At 47.1% G+C, this 16,295-nt stretch carries 16 protein-coding genes and 1 riboswitch; of the genes, 10 read left to right on the plus strand and 6 right to left on the minus strand.

The features are described from left to right. Positions 1–4: 4 nt before the first annotated feature. On the minus strand, positions 5–1,285 hold the full coding sequence (gene rhlB / locus EGC76_RS09655; protein WP_128352791.1) for an ATP-dependent RNA helicase RhlB: 1,281 nt from the start codon (positions 1,283–1,285) through the stop codon (positions 5–7). A gap of 88 nt (positions 1,286–1,373) precedes the next feature. Between rhlB and trxA the strand changes: the two genes are divergently transcribed. The 4 genes from trxA to EGC76_RS09675 all read left to right on the plus strand — a co-directional run bounded on the left by trxA (position 1,374) and on the right by EGC76_RS09675 (position 5,476). Continuing rightward, complete coding sequence (gene trxA / locus EGC76_RS09660) at positions 1,374–1,700, plus strand: thioredoxin TrxA (RefSeq protein WP_128352792.1); 327 nt, start codon at positions 1,374–1,376, stop codon at positions 1,698–1,700. Between the two features lie 231 nt (positions 1,701–1,931). Next, entirely contained in the window at positions 1,932–3,197 is a 1,266-nt protein-coding gene (gene rho, locus EGC76_RS09665) for a transcription termination factor Rho (RefSeq protein ID WP_128352793.1), read from the plus strand. 149 nt (positions 3,198–3,346) lie between these two features. After that, entirely contained in the window at positions 3,347–4,921 is a 1,575-nt protein-coding gene (locus EGC76_RS09670; RefSeq protein ID WP_128352794.1) for a Calx-beta domain-containing protein, read from the plus strand. Between the two features lie 15 nt (positions 4,922–4,936). Further along, positions 4,937–5,476 carry an Lcl C-terminal domain-containing protein gene (locus tag EGC76_RS09675; protein WP_128352795.1) on the plus strand — a complete coding sequence of 180 codons (540 nt, stop codon included), beginning with the start codon at positions 4,937–4,939 and terminating at the stop codon, positions 5,474–5,476. Between the two features lies 1 nt (position 5,477). Here the strand turns inward: EGC76_RS09675 and EGC76_RS09680 are convergent, their stop codons facing one another. After that, the gene (locus EGC76_RS09680) at positions 5,478–6,467 is read right to left on the minus strand and encodes an endonuclease/exonuclease/phosphatase family protein (protein ID WP_128352796.1); all 990 of its coding nucleotides are present in this window, start codon (positions 6,465–6,467) and stop codon (positions 5,478–5,480) included. A gap of 106 nt (positions 6,468–6,573) precedes the next feature. Between EGC76_RS09680 and ubiD the strand changes: the two genes are divergently transcribed. The 6 genes from ubiD to EGC76_RS09710 all read left to right on the plus strand — a co-directional run bounded on the left by ubiD (position 6,574) and on the right by EGC76_RS09710 (position 13,754). Beyond that, positions 6,574–8,040, plus strand: a complete 1,467-nt coding sequence (gene ubiD / locus EGC76_RS09685; protein WP_128352797.1) for a 4-hydroxy-3-polyprenylbenzoate decarboxylase — start codon at positions 6,574–6,576, stop codon at positions 8,038–8,040. Between the two features lie 39 nt (positions 8,041–8,079). Continuing rightward, positions 8,080–8,778 (plus strand): NAD(P)H-flavin reductase, encoded by a 699-nt coding sequence (fre, locus tag EGC76_RS09690; RefSeq protein WP_128352798.1) that lies wholly within the window; start codon positions 8,080–8,082, stop codon positions 8,776–8,778. Between the two features lie 25 nt (positions 8,779–8,803). Next, positions 8,804–8,925, plus strand: a riboswitch (TPP riboswitch). 57 nt (positions 8,926–8,982) lie between these two features. Further along, positions 8,983–11,061 (plus strand): TonB-dependent receptor, encoded by a 2,079-nt coding sequence (locus EGC76_RS09695; protein ID WP_128352799.1) that lies wholly within the window; start codon positions 8,983–8,985, stop codon positions 11,059–11,061. A 13-nt stretch (positions 11,062–11,074) separates the two neighbouring features. Further along, positions 11,075–11,641: a nicotinamide riboside transporter PnuC gene (gene pnuC, locus EGC76_RS09700; protein ID WP_128352800.1), complete on the plus strand. Its 567-nt coding sequence runs from the start codon at positions 11,075–11,077 to the stop codon at positions 11,639–11,641. Further along, positions 11,623–12,402: a phosphotransferase gene (locus EGC76_RS09705; RefSeq protein WP_128352801.1), complete on the plus strand. Its 780-nt coding sequence runs from the start codon at positions 11,623–11,625 to the stop codon at positions 12,400–12,402. Before pnuC ends, EGC76_RS09705 begins: the two co-directional genes overlap by 19 nt. A 26-nt stretch (positions 12,403–12,428) precedes the next feature. Continuing rightward, complete coding sequence (locus tag EGC76_RS09710; RefSeq protein ID WP_128352802.1) at positions 12,429–13,754, plus strand: MFS transporter; 1,326 nt, start codon at positions 12,429–12,431, stop codon at positions 13,752–13,754. Positions 13,755–13,834: 80 nt separating this feature from the next. Here the strand turns inward: EGC76_RS09710 and EGC76_RS09715 are convergent, their stop codons facing one another. From EGC76_RS09715 to EGC76_RS09730, 4 genes are all read right to left on the minus strand, one after another. Continuing rightward, positions 13,835–14,032, minus strand: a complete 198-nt coding sequence (locus EGC76_RS09715) for a DUF3185 family protein (RefSeq protein WP_128352803.1) — start codon at positions 14,030–14,032, stop codon at positions 13,835–13,837. Between the two features lie 131 nt (positions 14,033–14,163). After that, entirely contained in the window at positions 14,164–14,637 is a 474-nt protein-coding gene (locus tag EGC76_RS09720) for a Dps family protein (RefSeq protein WP_128352804.1), read from the minus strand. Positions 14,638–14,718: 81 nt separating this feature from the next. After that, positions 14,719–15,648 (minus strand): oxygen-dependent tRNA uridine(34) hydroxylase TrhO, encoded by a 930-nt coding sequence (gene trhO, locus EGC76_RS09725; RefSeq protein ID WP_128352805.1) that lies wholly within the window; start codon positions 15,646–15,648, stop codon positions 14,719–14,721. Positions 15,649–15,722: 74 nt separating this feature from the next. Continuing rightward, complete coding sequence (locus tag EGC76_RS09730) at positions 15,723–16,250, minus strand: protein tyrosine phosphatase family protein (protein ID WP_128352806.1); 528 nt, start codon at positions 16,248–16,250, stop codon at positions 15,723–15,725. Positions 16,251–16,295: the final 45 nt, after the last annotated feature.

Raw genomic sequence — 16,295 nt, forward strand, 5'->3', positions numbered from 1 at the left:
TTCGTTACCTTGACGGCTTACGACCACCACCGCCACTGCGCCGTTGCTGATTGCCACCACTACTTCGGCGGCCACCACGTGGCGAGCGTCGCTGACTTGGACGAGGGGTTTTAAGGTCACTGAGAAGGGCCGTCGGGTCGTATTTCGTTACCGGAATACTGTGCCCAATGTACTCTTCAATGGCTGGCAAGTTGTAAACATACTCCTCACAAGCAAGGTTCACGGCTTTACCGCTAGCCCCGGCGCGACCTGTACGACCAATGCGATGCACGTAGTCTTCAAAATCGTCTGGTAAGTCGTAGTTGTATACGTGGCTCACTTCAGGAATGTGCAAACCGCGCGCAGCAACATCGGTCGCAACTAAAAAGTCGAGGGAACCGTCTGTGAACTCTTCAAGAATTTTTAAACGTTTACGTTGCGGTACATCGCCAGTCAATAAACCAACGCGATGCCCATCAGCTTCCAGCCAATTGTAGAGTTTTTCGCACACATGCTTGGTGTTGGCGAAAATAATGGCTTTTTCTGGCCAGTCTTCTTCGATTAACGTAAGCAGCAGCTTAATTTTATCTTGTTTTGACGGGTAGAATAATTCTTCGGTAATACGCTCACCGGTTTTGCGAAGTGGCTCGACTTCAACTTTTGTTGGTGAGTTCATATGGTCATACGCGAGTTCTTGAACGCGTTGTGATAACGTGGCTGAGAACAGCATGCTTTGGCGATCACCTGGGGGTGGCATTTTATTAAACATGTAGCGAATGTCTTTAATAAAGCCTAAGTCGAACATGCGGTCGGCTTCATCGAGCACCACGGTTTGGATTTTATCAAGCTGATAAATACCCTGCTTGTAGTAATCAATGAGTCGTCCGGTTGTTCCAATTAAGATATCTACACCGGCTTCAAGTTTTTGCCGTTGAGATTCATAACCTTCGCCCCCATACACAATACCAAGCTCCATGTCGCAGTGCTTAGCAAGCAATTCGGCATCGTTGGCTATTTGTATGGCAAGTTCTCGCGTCGGCGCCATAATAATGGCACGCGGGTAACGTTTATCACCGACACGCGGGTTTTTCAGCAACGTTGTAAACGTTGCTATTAAAAACGCCATCGTTTTACCAGTACCGGTTTGGGCCTGGCCAGCAACGTCTTTTCCGATTAATGCAATCGGTAAGCTCAATGCTTGTATCGGTGTACAATATTCAAATCCGGCACTTTCCAGTGCGGACAATACCTGCGGGTGCAGGTCGAGATCGGCGAAGCGTGTCTCTGTTAAGTGTGTTTTACTCATGGCGTAAGCATATCAGTTTGCGCTAACATTCAAAAACAGAAATAATAGGGTTTTATTATTTCACGCGAATTCAGCAGCGGAGATTATCATGAGTGACAAAATTGTTCAGCTAAGTGATGAAAGTTTTGAGAGCGATGTTCTTAATTCTGACAAGCCAGTATTAGTAGATTTTTGGGCCGAGTGGTGTGGGCCTTGCAAAATGATCGCGCCAATCTTGGACGACATTGCAAATGAATACGGCGACCGCATCACTGTTGGCAAACTGAACGTTGACCACAACAACCAAACCCCACCGAAGTACAACATTCGCGGTATTCCAACCTTGTTGTTGTTTAAAAACGGTGAAGTTGCAGGCACCAAAGTAGGCGCTTTGTCAAAAGCACAACTAGCTGAGTTTATTGAACAAAACATCTAAAAACTAAGCAGTTGCAGCGGGTTGTTGGGGATTGATCCACAACAACCTTTGCTGTGCTTTCACACAATTAATGCTGAAAAACTGGACGTTTTTCAATTTAAGTGTTACTTTTCTCTGCAGAACTTTTCTTCAGGATGCCAGCCTTCCGGCGCCCGTGCAGTCAAATCCCGAACTGATTTAACTTAAAAAACTTTAACTATTTCCATTGGCCAAAAAAGTCATAACCCCCCTATGAATCTAACAGAATTAAAAAACAAACCTGTCAACGAGCTGGTTCAGCTTGCCGAGACAATGGGCCTCGAGTCCATGGCGCGCATGCGCAAACAAGACATTATCTTCGCCATCTTAAAAGCACATGCTAAAAGTGGTGAGGACATATATGGCGATGGCGCCTTAGAGATTTTGCAAGATGGCTTCGGCTTTTTGCGCTCGGCCGACTCGTCCTATTTGGCTGGGCCCGACGATATCTATGTATCGCCGAGCCAAATTCGCCGGTTTAACTTACGCACCGGCGACACGGTTTCAGGGAAAATTCGACCGCCGAAGGAAGGCGAGCGTTATTTTGCCCTCCTGAAGATCCGCGAAGTTAACTTTGACAAGCCTGAAAACTCCCGCAATAAAATCTTATTCGAAAACTTAACCCCACTGCACGCCAATGAGCGTTTGCGGATGGAGCGTGGTAACGGTTCCACCGAAGATATTACCGCACGCGTGCTGGATTTAGCGTCGCCGATTGGTAAAGGTCAGCGCGGTCTTATCGTGGCACCACCGAAAGCGGGTAAAACCTTGTTACTGCAGAATATTGCTCAGTCAATAGCTGCTAATCACCCGGATTGCGTGTTAATGGTTCTTCTTATTGACGAACGCCCGGAAGAAGTTACTGATATGCATCGCTTGGTGAAAGGTGAAGTTGTGGCTTCAACCTTTGATGAGCCAGCAAGCCGCCACGTTCAAGTTGCCGAAATGGTGATTGAGAAGGCGAAACGCTTAGTTGAACACAAGAAAGATGTGGTTATCTTACTCGACTCGATAACGCGTCTTGCGCGCGCATACAACACCGTTATTCCAAGTTCAGGCAAAGTACTGACCGGTGGTGTTGACGCCAACGCATTGCACAAGCCGAAACGTTTCTTTGGTGCTGCACGTAATGTTGAAGAAGGTGGTAGCTTAACCATCATCGCAACAGCGCTTATTGATACCGGCTCAAAAATGGATGAAGTCATTTACGAAGAGTTTAAGGGCACCGGCAACATGGAATTGCACCTAAACCGTAAAATTGCTGAGAAGCGTGTATTCCCAGCTATCGACTTCAACCGCTCTGGAACACGTCGCGAAGAACTTCTTACCAGCCCAGAAGAACTTCAGAAAATGTGGATTTTGCGCAAAATCGTTCACCCAATGGGCGAAACCGAAGCGATGGAATTCCTCATCGACAAGCTTCAGATGACCAAAACCAACGACGAATTCTTTGAGGCGATGAAACGCCAAAAGAGCTAAGTTAAGTAGCGGCCTTACTTTTTCTTAAAAGTAAGGTCGCAATCTCTTCGTTTTACCCCTGCTTAAATTGTTAATTTACTTGCGCCTTTAACCTTTTATCGTTATTACTTGTTGATAAAACATTAAATCGATAAAAAGGATTTGTTGAGATGGCGCGCATAAATCGTTTATTCATTCCATCCGTTTTAGCACTGGCTTTATTGGGCTGTGGTGACGGAGAAGTGTTCCAAAGTGGTCAGCCGCCTGGGGGAGATCCCAACGGCGGTGATGGTGACGGAGGCGGTTCAACAACTACGCCAGTAGCGACTTCGCAAAGTGTTTCAGTTACTGAATTAACGCCCAATGATGCGGTTCAAGCCGAAATTATTGTCACACTATCTGAGGTGCCCGAATCAACCGTGTCGCTGAGTTACGCTACGGAAAATGGCACAGCCCTCGCGGCGGAGCATTACCGTTCCACTTCTGGCTCACTTGAATTTTCAAGTGGGCAAACTTCAAAGTCATTTTCAATCCCGATAATTTCAAATAACTACTACGGCAGTGATAAGTCGTTTACGGTGAATTTTTCCGGAGCGGATGGTGTTGAATTGGGTGCTTCATCCATTGAAGTGACAATTGTAAACGATGACCCGATTCCTTCTGTGCAATTTAGCCAAGCTCAATTTAAAACGTCAGAGCAAGCCGGTGAAGTGGAGGTGTTAGCCCGTTTAAGTCGAGCCTCAGAAACGCCTGTGAGTTTTAATATTGGGTTAGCCGGTACGGCAACGCGTGATAGCGACTACACGTTTGCCGACCAAGCATTCTCCATTCCAGCTTTCGCAACGCAAATCGAGATACCACTAACCATGCTCGCGGACGATTTAAAGGAAGGTGGTGAAACTATTATTCTTAGTTTAAATAATGCCGATGGGGCTGCTATCAACGCCGCCCGAAGTACGCTTACCGTAATGATTTCTGGTGACGCAGTACTGGCAGATACTGGCTATGTCACTTATTACAATGCTGGCAATTATAATGCCGCAACCCCTGCTGCAGGATATGACTATCAGGATGCTGATTATGGTCGTGACACCGGTGCGGAGGGGAGTTTCGATGATGATGGCCAAGGCAACTTAAACTTCACCAAATTGGACTTTAATGGCAATGCGTTGCCGCGCAATGCCGTTGAATTTGAGTGTGTACGGGATAACCTGTCCGGAACCGTTTTTGCGGTGTGGGGAAGCCCAGACTACATTCGTACTTGGAATGATCCTGCGAATTTGTACCGTTGGTATAATTCCGATTCGGCCAATAATGCAACCAATCCTGGCACAGCAAGCCCATATGAGCTGGAATTAAATGTTGATGAAACTTATTGGAATGCACCGACGTGTGCGTTTCCGAATATTGAGGGTGGGCCTATCGACTATTCAGCAGGCTGTACCAGCGAGAATTATCTAACTTATCTTAATGTAATGGGCTACTGCGGCTTTAGTGATTGGCGTTTACCTACGGTGAACGAGGTTCAGAGCAGTTCAATGTTTGGACAGATACTGTCCTATGATGCGAATTACTTCCCCGATGTTGCGCAGTTTAATTCAACCAAAATCATGACGTCTTCACCAGCAGCTGATAACGCTGGGGCAGCGTGGTGCTGGGATATAGAAAATTCGCGACGCATGTTATGTAATAAAAACGACTACATCAGTATTCGTGCCGCACGTAACCCCGCTGTTAGTGATTAATCAAGGAGGATATTTATGAAAAAATTAACTTACTTATCGCTAATAGCTTGTGTGGTTGGCTTTCAAGGCGTGGCAGAAGCTTCGTGTAAATACGAGTCGATTAAACCAAACACTGCACCTGATCAGTTCTATGATAATCGCGACGGCACCGTGCTTGATGTACGTACGGGTTTAACGTGGTCATTGTGTTTGTATGGACAAACGTATGACGCAAGCAATAATAGTTGCACTGGCGCACCGACCGCGGTAACAGACTGGAGTGTTGCGCTAAACGCACAAGATGACTTTAGCCATGGTGGCGTAACAGATTGGCGCCTACCGAACATAAAAGAGCTGGCGACTTTGGTTGAATATGCGTGTTTTGACCCAGCCATTCGCACTGAAGTATTTCCTGAAACTCCAAGCGCACCATTTTGGACGAACACACCAGATGCTGAAGGTGTTGACCCAGCGCCACTTGCGATAGGCCGTTATATTGACTTCTATGATGGTGGTGAATTCAATGATAACCCAGCCGTTTCGCGTTTCATCCGGTTTGTACGCACGGCTGGATAACTTATTCTTCTCGTTTTAGGGCAAGTTCGGATAATAGGGCAAAGTGATCAGAGCCAAACGGCGGTAGCCGTTTGAGCTCAACCAGCATGAAATGGTCGCTATGGAATACATGGTCGAGAGGCCATCGCATAATCGGAATTTTTGCGTGAAAGGTATTGTAGATGCCACGGCCCATACGCGGATCGAGTAACTGGCTTTCTTGCAAAAACGCCCGCGTGGATTTCGACCACGCAACATCGTTGAGGTCACCGGTGACAATAACGGGCCCTTGTTCGTTGCGAGCGCGTTTAGCCACGAGCATGAGTTCATTGTCACGTTGTTTTGATTTTTCATTTTCAGTTGGGCTTGGCGGCGCAGGATGCACACAATGCATACGAATGGTGCGTGTTGGCAGCTGTAAGTCAAAATGCATAGAAGGAACACCTTCTTGCACAAGTTCAGTAACTTCAAGGTTGGTAACGGGCCATTTCGAATAGACCATCATTCCGTATAAGTTGTTTTGCGGTCGGCGCACAACATTCGGCAAGTCGTCCTCAATGTCGCGAAATTGATCTTCCCACCACTCGTCAGTTTCAACGGCTACAATGACATCCGGACGGTTGTTATTAATAATCTGTGTAAGTGCTACACCGTGGCGATTGTGCTCCAATACATTAACGGTCAATAAACGAATGTGTTCGTCCACTTTCTTTTCGTCCCGCTTACGTTTGTAACGTTTCACGGTGCGTGCAGCAAAGGGTGTGTAGGGGAAAATCCACCAGAACTGCCAGGCGCCACATAACAGTTGAATACTCACCAATAACCAAGTGCTGTAGGCGTCGGCGGGCAGGAAAAATGCACTAGTAATCAATAAGATTAAGGCGACAGCACTTTGTTGCAAACGGGGAAAGTCCCACACCCGCACCCACCATACGGTGCGATTTGAGCGGGGTAATAGGCTCGTCAGAGCTAATAATCCAGTAACAGCAGCTATGATCCAAAACGCCAGCATGGCGATATCCCTATATGTTCATCGAGTCAGCGCTGAAAACTATATCAAAAACATTTATACTGCGCGCTTACTTATTGGTAATTGATTAATCAAAGCGAGAGCCAGCGTGAAATATCAAGACTTACGCGATTTCATTCAATTGTTAGAAAAGCGCGGTGAATTAAAGCGCATTCAACAAGAAATCGATCCTTACCTTGAAATGACTGAAATTGCTGACCGCACGCTAAAGGCTGGTGGGCCAGCGCTGTTGTTCGAAAATGTTAAAGGACATGATATTCCGGTATTGGCCAACTTATTTGGCACGCCCGACCGTGTCGCTTTGGGTATGGGGCAAGAGTCGGTTGAGGCTTTACGTGATGTAGGTAAGTTGCTGGCGTTTCTGAAAGAGCCAGAACCGCCGAAAGGCTTTCGCGATGCCTTGAATTTATTACCGATGTATAAAAAAGTTTTAAGCATGTCGCCCAAGCAATTAAAAAAGGCGCCATGTCAGTCGATAGTGTTTACTGGCGACGATGTTGATCTCACTAAGCTCCCTATTCAGCATTGCTGGCCGGGTGACGTAGCGCCGTTGATAACGTGGGGACTTACCGTTACCCGTGGGCCGCATAAAGAGCGTCAAAACCTCGGTATATACCGGCAACAGCTACTGGGCAAGAACAAGGTAATCATGCGTTGGCTATCGCATCGTGGTGGCGCGCTTGATTTCCAAGAGTGGCAACGCGAACATCCAGGTGAGAATTTCCCGGTGGCCGTTGCACTGGGTGCTGACCCAGCAACTATCTTAGGCGCGGTAACGCCAGTACCAGATACCTTGTCTGAATATGCGTTTGCGGGCTTGTTACGTGACGGTAAAACGGAAGTGGCCAAGTGTCTGAGCAATGACTTACAAGTACCGGCGCATGCTGAAATTATTCTTGAGGGCTATATCGCCCCAGGCGAGACCGCTCCGGAAGGCCCTTATGGTGACCACACAGGTTACTACAACGAGGTTGATGCGTTTCCGGTATTCACCGTGACACACATGACCATGCGCGATAAGCCGATTTACCATAGTACCTACACTGGCAGGCCACCCGATGAACCGGCCATCTTGGGAGTCGCGCTCAACGAAGTATTTGTGCCCTTGTTGCAAAAGCAATTCCCTGAAATCGTTGATTTTTACTTGCCGCCGGAAGGTTGCTCGTATCGGGTTGCTGTGGTGACCATGAAGAAGCAATATGCGGGGCACGCAAAACGCGTCATGATGGGCGTTTGGAGCTTCTTGCGCCAGTTTATGTACACCAAATTTGTGATTGTTTGTGATGACGATGTGAACGCTCGCGATTGGAAGGATGTTATTTGGGCCATGACTACCCGTATGGATCCGGCCCGTGATACGGTTCTGATAGAGAATACACCAATCGATTATCTGGACTTTGCATCACCGGTTTCTGGTTTAGGATCGAAAATGGGTATGGATGCAACCAATAAGTGGCCCGGCGAAACTGATCGGGAGTGGGGCGTTCCGATTGTGATGGATCCCAAGGTCAAGCAACGTGTCGACGAGATTTGGGATAGCTTGAACATTCTCTAATTGCACACCAATGAGTTAATTTAAGGATTATTTGTTGTTATGAAAGAGCTGCTGTGCCGTGTTGCTGCTATTGAAAATTTAACGCCATCGGTGTTTCGTGTTTTGCTGACTTTGCCAGAGCCGATTGAGTTTTTGGCCGGCCAGTATGCGCAGGTCATTATGGGCGAACGTGATAAGCGTCCGTTTTCAATTGCATCCTGCCCGTCGAAAACGGAGCAACTTGAGTTACACATTGGCGCAACAGCTGACAACCGTTATGCGATGGAAGTACTTGATAAAATGCGCGCTACTGGCGAGGTGCGTATTGAGGTACCTTTAGGAAATGCATGGTATCGCGAGGATAGTGAGCGCCCACTAATATTAATTGCCGGTGGCACAGGCTTTTCCTATACATGGTCTATTTTGCAGGCGCATTTGCGCAGCAACTCGACGCGGCCTATAACCTTATATTGGGGTGGCCGTAAACCAGAAGACTTGTATCTTGATACGCAGTTAAAAAAGTTATCTGACCAACATGCGAACATGCATTACTGCCCAGTTGTAGAGCAAGCACCTGAAACGTGGCATGGCGCTCAAGGATTAGTGCATAACGCAGTTATGGCTGAACAGTCAGATCTGAATGAAGCAGATATTTATGTAGCGGGGCGGTTTGAAATGGTGCGTGTTATTCGCGATGCATTTCATGCACAAGGTTTACCGCTTTCACAACTTTACGGCGATGCACTGGCGTTTATCTAAACAGTTCTGTTATACTCGCCGCGCAATTTTTACCAAGGGGTGCCACAGCGACATCGAATATGATGCCCAGATGGCTGAGATGCAATTTGCAAACCCTTTGCACCTGATCCGGTTAATACTGGCGTAGGGATGGTAGCAATCATACTCCATTTTAAAACCTGCCCGACCGGATTATTTCTGACCCTGTGTTTGAGGAAATGATCCATGATTTCAACTGTTGTAAGTTTAGTAGCGCTAGCCGCAATCTCTCCCGATGAGCCCATTGAACGTATTGCTGTTCAAGGTCAGTACCGCTCGCTTTATGTGAATGAAGCACCCACCAGCGTGTCCGTATTAACGGCCGATGTAATGGGGCAACGCCACGGCACACACATGGAAGACGTGCTCAATGTTATTCCCAATTTAAACTTTTCGAGCGGCAGTTCGCGCGCACGTTTTATGCAAATTCGTGGCATCGGTGAGCGCAGTCAGTTTGTTGACCCAATTAATCCATCGGTGGGTATTTTAATCGATGGCATCAATTACAGTGGCCTAGGCCAAGCCGCACAGTTATTCGATATTAGCCAAGTGGAAGTGTATCGCGGGCCACAAAGTGGTCGCTTTGGTGCTGACGGTATGGCGGGTATGTTGGTGCTTGAAAGCACACAACCTAACACCGATTTCGATGGCTTTTGGCAACTGGGGGCTGCAAATTATGGCGCTCTGGAAGGTGGTTTCGCCGCAGGTGGTGAGGTTGCTCAGTTTGGTCGAGTGCGACTTAGTGTGTATCAACAGCGTGATGATGGCTTCACTGACAATATTTATCTAAATCGTGATGACACACAAGCACGCTCAGAACGTATAGCACGTTTAAATGTGTGGACAGAGCTAAGTGCTGACTGGCAGCTGCGTAGTACCTTGCATGCCTACCGCCAAAACAATGGCTACGACGCATTTTCGTTAGACAATACCCGTGAAACCTATTCAGATGAGCCGGGTGAGGATGATGTAAGCCTGCAAGCTGCGCGCTTTGAATTAACATACAGCGGCGCGGATACTCACCAGACGAGCGTTAGTTACAGTGCTCTTAGTGCAGATACGCTCTACAGTTATGACGAGGATTGGAGTTATGTTGGCATTGCGCCCGGCTGGGAATACTCTTCAACTGACGCCTATTGGCGCGACCGCCTTGATCACACGTTGGATATACGGTGGTTAAGTAACACGCCGTTTGATTTGTTTGGGTTACCAACCGACTGGGTTGTTGGCTGGTACCACTTGCAGCGTGACGAAACTCTTGAGCGCGAATTTATGAATTGGGATTTAGGTGCGGAAGATCGTTTTGTTAGCGATTATGACAGTATGCGTAATGCCTTGTATGGCGAACTAACGCACTATTTTAATCCGCGCTGGAAGCTGACCACGGGCTTGCGTTTAGAGCGCTATCGTAACGAATATAGCGATACCAACGCCGTAAACGCGCAGCCACGAAATACCATGGCAGGTGGCCGGGTCAGTGTGAGTTACACCCCTGAAGTAGGCCAGCTATGGTATGTCACGTGGTCACAAGGCTATAAAACAGGCGGTGTAAATGGCGACGCACTCGGAAAAGTAACGGACAACCCCGAACTTGAAACCTTTTTATTGCAGCGCGCCACGTTCGCACCAGAATATTTAGAAAGTTTTGAAGTGGGCTATAAATTTATCAATAGCGACGACACGCTGTCGCTAAACTTGGCGGCATTTAATCAAAATCGAGATCAAGTGCAGTTGAAAAGCTGGGTAAATCGCGCCCAAACGTTTGTGGGGTATATCGAAAATGCTGCGGCAGGGACAACGCGGGGCATTGAGGCTGAGTTGAATATGCAAATTCAGCCGTCGTTATGGTGGTTTGCCAACGTTGGTTTGCTCGATAGTGAAATTCGTGGTTTTATCACCGAAGACGGGATTGATATGACCGGGCGTGAGCAAGCGCAGGCACCAAGCTATCAAGTCAATACTGGGTTAAATTGGCAGATCACAGATAGTTTGAAGGCAAGTATTCAGGTGGATGCCAAAGACAGCTTTTACTTTTCGGATTCTCACAACAGCCAAAGTGATAAGTTAACTCTGCTGCATGCAAACTTGAACTGGCAGATTGATGCGTGGCGTATCACGTTATGGGGGCGCAATTTAGCCGATGAAGATTACGCAACCCGTGGGTTTTATTTTGGTAATGACCCACGCGATGGGTATGAGCCGACCACCTATGTACAATGGGGCGAGCCACGCCGATTCGGCATCACCTTTGATTACAGTATGTAATAGGGCATTTTAAATGGAAGTTACCGCTATTGTATTTGCACTTATTTACCTGTGGTTGGCTGCGCGCCAATCGCTGTGGTGCTGGCTTGCAGGTGCAATCAGTTGTGCAATCTATACGTACTTAATGTTTGGTGTGCAGCTCTATATGGAAGCAGGGCTGCAGGCTATTTACGTTGTTCTGGCCGTATATGGCTGGTGGCAATGGCGGTACGGTGTGGCGCAGGCACCAGCCAGTGAGCAAATGGAATATTCGTGGTATTGGCATGGCGCTGCGATTATAGTGCTAGCATTAATTGCTAGCCTTTGTGCGTGGTTGCTAACCCTCTATACAGACGCTGATCAAGTTTGGTTGGACAGTTTTACAACCGTGTATAGTTTGTTTGCAACCTGGTTATTGACCCGAAAATTATTTTCTAACTGGCTCTATTGGTTAGTTATTGATAGCGTATATATATACTTGTATGCCATTAAAGGGTTTGAAAAAACCAGCGGGCTTTTTGCCATTTATGTATTGTTGATAGTATACGCCATGTGGAATTGGCGGCGGAGTCAAAAGGATTTATGCAGCAGCACTGGTTAACGAATTTACCAATACACGGTGTGATGAACACGGAGCCTTTGCTGCGTGGTGTCGCCAATGATGTGTATAAAATAACGGCAACCAACGGTACGTATGTACTAAAGCATTTCCGCTTTGATCACCCCTACGGTTTAGATCGTGATCAAGAAGTGGCTGTGCAGCAAAAGTTAGCCGAGCATGGAGTGGCACCGGAAGTGCTTCATTATGACCCGGTGCAAGGTTTAATGCTGCAAGCATTCATTGATACCCCTGATTTGTCCCATGACAAAAAATCGCTTGGCACTAAAATTCAGCGTTTAGGTGAAATCAGTGCGCATATTCATCGTTTGCAAGTGGAAGTGCCCGTTTGGTCTTTGCGAACCCGTGTGCAGCGTTATTGCGACAATCTTGCACAGTTTGAACCTGACCGTGCGCGTCAGTTTGAGAAGCGCCTGCAGCAACAGCGAAAGTTATTAGATAGCTTTGGGAACAATCCGGTTTTTTGCCATAACGATTTAGCTTTCCATCACGTGTTTTTAAGTAAGCCGGCCCTTGTTATTGACTGGGAATATGCTGGTTTAGGTGAGCGCTATTTTGATTTAGCAAACTGCATTCAGGTTAATCAGCTAGAACGCACTGAGCAGCGTGCATTTATCAATGCTTACGAAGGTGCTTCTGGGGAGCGAATCAATACCGCCGTATTGCAGAACTGGCTCGAGCTGTCCAACACCATCAGCCAGCTCTGGTATGAATTGCATCATCACTTGCAGCACAATCACTAGTCGGGTTTAACAAACAAGGAGACTTCATGTCCAAGCTAACCGATCGTATGTACGGCTATTTAGCTGAGGATGAGGATGCTCGAGTTTGTAAGGATATTCCTGAGAGTGCCTGTAATGACCAGCCCCAAGCATTTCTGGCACACCTGTGGTCATTAACGTTAACGAAGCTTGGTGACTCGCTGGTTAGTGCACGCTTGGTATTGCCATGGATGCTTACCGCGCTTGGTGCCCCGAGTATTTTTATTAGTGCCTTAGTTCCGTTGCGTGAATCGCTCGCTTTATTGCCCCAGCTATTTATTGCGCAACAAATGCGCCAAACACCGGTGCGTAAATGGTTCTGGGTGGTGGGTAGTATCGGCCAAGCCTTGGCTTTGGTCGGTATGGTTGTCGCTATCTTAATAACCCAAGGGGTATTGCTCGGCTGGGCGGTTGTGATTCTTCTCGCGCTGTTTAGTTTGTCGCGTGGGGTGTGCTCGGTTGCTATTAAAGACGTACAAGGCAAAACTATTTCCAAGACCCGTCGGGGAAGGCTGTCTGGTCTGGCGGCATCGATTGCAGGTTCACTATCGTTAGTAACCGCGCTGGTGATTATTTTCGCCCCCGAAGTAACGAACACAGAACGCGATGGTGAAGCCTGGGTATTCATGGTGCTACTGAGCTTTGCGGCTGCATTGTGGCTAATTGCGGCACTTATTTATGCTCGTGTACCGGAGGTGCCAGGAGCAACCGAAGGTGGCGGCAATGCTCTGGTTGAGGCACTAAAGTCAATTCGCCTGCTATGGACCGATAAGAATTTTGGTCAATTTGTACTTACGCGCGCACTGTTGGTCGCCTCGGCATTTGCGATACCCTATATTGTGGTCATGATTCAGCGCAGTGGCGATGGCAGTTTAACCGGGCTCGGTGGGCTGATGTTGGCGAGCGGTTTAGCCGGTATGCTAGCTGGCCGATTCTGGGGGCGTTGGTCTGATAGTGCCAGCCACCACGTCATGGCAGCAGCCGCATGCTTAGCGACATTAATTATGGCGGTTGCCTTAGCGCTCTATATTTGGAAACCGGACTATTTGGCGCAGCAAGGGTTGGCTGGCGCTCTGATTTTTATGGCCGCCGTTGCACATCATGGCGCACGGGTAGGTCGTAAAACGTATCTGATTGATATGGCCACACAGGAAACCAGAGCACAATTCACGGCGGTTTCAAATACTGTCATTGGTGTGGTGTTATTGCTCGGTATTTTACTGGGGGTATTGGAAACTTACGCCGGTGTCGAAGCTGTTGTAGGTTTACTGATTGTGTTAGGCGCTATTGCAGCAGTTCGAGCGCTGCGCTTGCCCAATGTTCAGCACGACTAGCTCAGCAAGAATAAATGAAAAAGGCGAGTCACTTTGGCTCGCCTTTTTCAGATTAACTTCTTAGGGTATCGTTCGGTCGATTATTTACCCCGAATTACACCATACAAGCCAACGATAACAGCCACTGCGCCACCAATTAAGTACCACATTGCTTCGTCAGTTGTTTCGCCGGTGACAGCCTGAGACGCTTCAGAAGCCATAGAATTATATGCTTCCCAGCCGAAATATAACAAAATGACACCGACCACCAGTAGAACGATTCCAATGACTTTGTTCATAGTATTTTTCCTTTTTATTTTCATGGATTAAGTTACTACTTAATCAGCATAGCAAACTTCCTGCAATTTGCGAAAAGCATAAAAAAACCGCGCCGAATGGGGCGCGGTTTTCAATGAGCTCGTAGCAGTGATTAACCAAGGTACGAGGTTAGCATCCAAGCAGTTTTTTCTTGCTCTTTAATGTAATCGCTCATCAACGAGGATGTACCTTCATCATTCGATTCACCAGCAAGTTCAAGAATTTCACGTTGTAGACGAATCACGATTCGATAACTGTCGAGAATTTCACGAACACAGGCTTTACCGTCATGAATGTCTTTTGCTTCTTGAATCTCACTTGCCTTAATGTAAGTGGAATAAGCATGAAGAGGACGTTGCCCCAGCGTTAATATACGCTCGGCGATTTCGTCGACCTTTAATAACAAGTCATTGTAGGTTTCTTCAAACTTAGCATGCAATTCAAAGAACTCTTGGCCTTTGATATTCCAGTGGAAGCCGCGCGTGTTCATGTAAAACACTTGGTAGTTGGCCAATAGCTGATTTAAGCGTTCTGCCAATTGCTCAGCATGATGTTGGTCCATACCAATCACGTTTAACTGTTGCATGTTTAACTCCTTGTTTGGATTTGATTTCTAACTTGTACTTGAGGTTCAGTATAGACCAATTCAAGTAATAAGTAGCAATGATTAAACCCGATTAAGCTCATCGACTTTGCCATCACGGATATGCGCTTCGCCGCGTTTCTTTGCCAATTGAATTTGCTTTTCACGTTCGGCAAAACGCTCTTTTTGCTCAGCAGTGGTTTTGTCATGACAGTGCGGACAACTCACACCTTTCACATAGTGTTCGGATTGCTTTTCGTCTTCCGTAATGGGCATACGGCAAGCATAGCACTGATCGTAATCACCTGGTTGCAGGCCGTGCCGGACAGTGACTCGCTGGTCAAATACGAAACAATCGCCGTTCCAGGTTGTGTCTTCTTCGGGAACTTCTTCTAAGTATTTAAGAATGCCGCCTTTTAGGTGGTAAACCTCGTCAAAACCGATTGATTTCAAGTAGGCTGTGGACTTTTCGCAGCGAATACCGCCGGTACAGAACATGGCAACCTTCTTGTGCTTATCCGGATCAAGGTGTTCTTTAACGTATTGCGGGAATTCTCGGAATGAGTCTGTTTTTGGGTTAATCGCACCTTCAAAGGTACCCACGGCAAATTCATAGTCATTGCGTGTATCAATGAGTAACACTTCCGGATCGCGAATCAGACTATTCCAGTCTTTCGCTTCAACGTAGGTGCCAACCACATTCTTCGGGTCAACCCAGTCGATACCCATGGTAACGATTTCTTTTTTAAGTTTTACCTTGGTGCGATAGAACGCTTGCTTGTCGCTCGGAGATTCTTTGTGTTCAATATCGGCAAACGCATCGCTGCTGCGAATAAAGCGCAGTACATTGTCGACCCCATCTCGGGTGCCGCAGATGGTACCGTTAATGCCTTCACGAGCTAACAGCAAAGTACCTTTAACTTCATTTTCAATCATGCAGTTATATAGCGGTTCGCGGAATGCTTCAAACGCATTAAACTCAACGAACTTATACATTGCAGCGCAAATATACATCAGTTATTTCCTTCTTTTGGCGAATCGGATCGCAAATCCGAGGTCAAAAATTGCGCACGAATTTTAGCATAACTTTATTCGTTGAGCAGCTTTTCCACGTGTGTTTGTAAGTCTTTTAAACCGTACTCTCGGCCAATTGCGAGCGCATCTTCGGTGTTGGCGTTGTGGTGCCATGCAGCGCGCAATGCCATCATGGCGCCAACGCGATTGCTGCTAGAACAATGCAAGAGTACGGTTTCGTTCGCGGTAAGTGCTAACAGACGATCAAATTCGGCAACATTGTCGCGGGTTAAGTCAGCACCACCAGCGACAGGAACACGATAATAATCCAGGTTGAGTTCTTGTGCCCAGATGGCTTCATCATCGTTACCCATATCCGCATCTGTAAGTAAATTAATCACAGCAGTAACGCCCTGCTCTTTGAGTTTTACCAGATCGCTTTTAGCGGGCTTACCTGAAGTAAAATGTTGTGCTGTTGGATGGTGGATATTGGGTACATCAGCAACATCCATGGGAATACGATTAACAGTTGGTTCCGCATCGCAGGCAGTGAGTGCAAGTGCCGTAAATACAATTAAAAATGAGTGTGATAACGCGCGCATGGATAACTCCTTGTTTGGTTTTCTAATGCAATGAATGTGCTTGTT

It is taken from the genome of Pseudidiomarina gelatinasegens (genome assembly GCF_004025325.1).
Taxonomy (GTDB): Bacteria; Pseudomonadota; Gammaproteobacteria; order Enterobacterales; family Alteromonadaceae; genus Pseudidiomarina; species Pseudidiomarina gelatinasegens.

Coding starts and splice junctions, on each gene's coding strand:
- EGC76_RS09675 (WP_128352795.1), top strand. CDS start 4,937: ATGAAAAAATTAACTTACTTATCGCTAATAGCTTGTGTGGTTGGCTTT.
- EGC76_RS09720 (WP_128352804.1), bottom strand. CDS start 14,637: ATGCAACAGTTAAACGTGATTGGTATGGACCAACATCATGCTGAGCAA.
- fre (WP_128352798.1), top strand. CDS start 8,080: ATGAAAGAGCTGCTGTGCCGTGTTGCTGCTATTGAAAATTTAACGCCA.
- EGC76_RS09695 (WP_128352799.1), top strand. CDS start 8,983: ATGATTTCAACTGTTGTAAGTTTAGTAGCGCTAGCCGCAATCTCTCCC.
- EGC76_RS09710 (WP_128352802.1), top strand. CDS start 12,429: ATGTCCAAGCTAACCGATCGTATGTACGGCTATTTAGCTGAGGATGAG.
- trxA (WP_128352792.1), top strand. CDS start 1,374: ATGAGTGACAAAATTGTTCAGCTAAGTGATGAAAGTTTTGAGAGCGAT.
- EGC76_RS09705 (WP_128352801.1), top strand. CDS start 11,623: ATGCAGCAGCACTGGTTAACGAATTTACCAATACACGGTGTGATGAAC.
- pnuC (WP_128352800.1), top strand. CDS start 11,075: ATGGAAGTTACCGCTATTGTATTTGCACTTATTTACCTGTGGTTGGCT.
- EGC76_RS09670 (WP_128352794.1), top strand. CDS start 3,347: ATGGCGCGCATAAATCGTTTATTCATTCCATCCGTTTTAGCACTGGCT.
- EGC76_RS09680 (WP_128352796.1), bottom strand. CDS start 6,467: ATGCTGGCGTTTTGGATCATAGCTGCTGTTACTGGATTATTAGCTCTG.
- trhO (WP_128352805.1), bottom strand. CDS start 15,648: ATGTATATTTGCGCTGCAATGTATAAGTTCGTTGAGTTTAATGCGTTT.
- EGC76_RS09715 (WP_128352803.1), bottom strand. CDS start 14,032: ATGAACAAAGTCATTGGAATCGTTCTACTGGTGGTCGGTGTCATTTTG.
- EGC76_RS09730 (WP_128352806.1), bottom strand. CDS start 16,250: ATGCGCGCGTTATCACACTCATTTTTAATTGTATTTACGGCACTTGCA.
- rhlB (WP_128352791.1), bottom strand. CDS start 1,285: ATGAGTAAAACACACTTAACAGAGACACGCTTCGCCGATCTCGACCTG.
- rho (WP_128352793.1), top strand. CDS start 1,932: ATGAATCTAACAGAATTAAAAAACAAACCTGTCAACGAGCTGGTTCAG.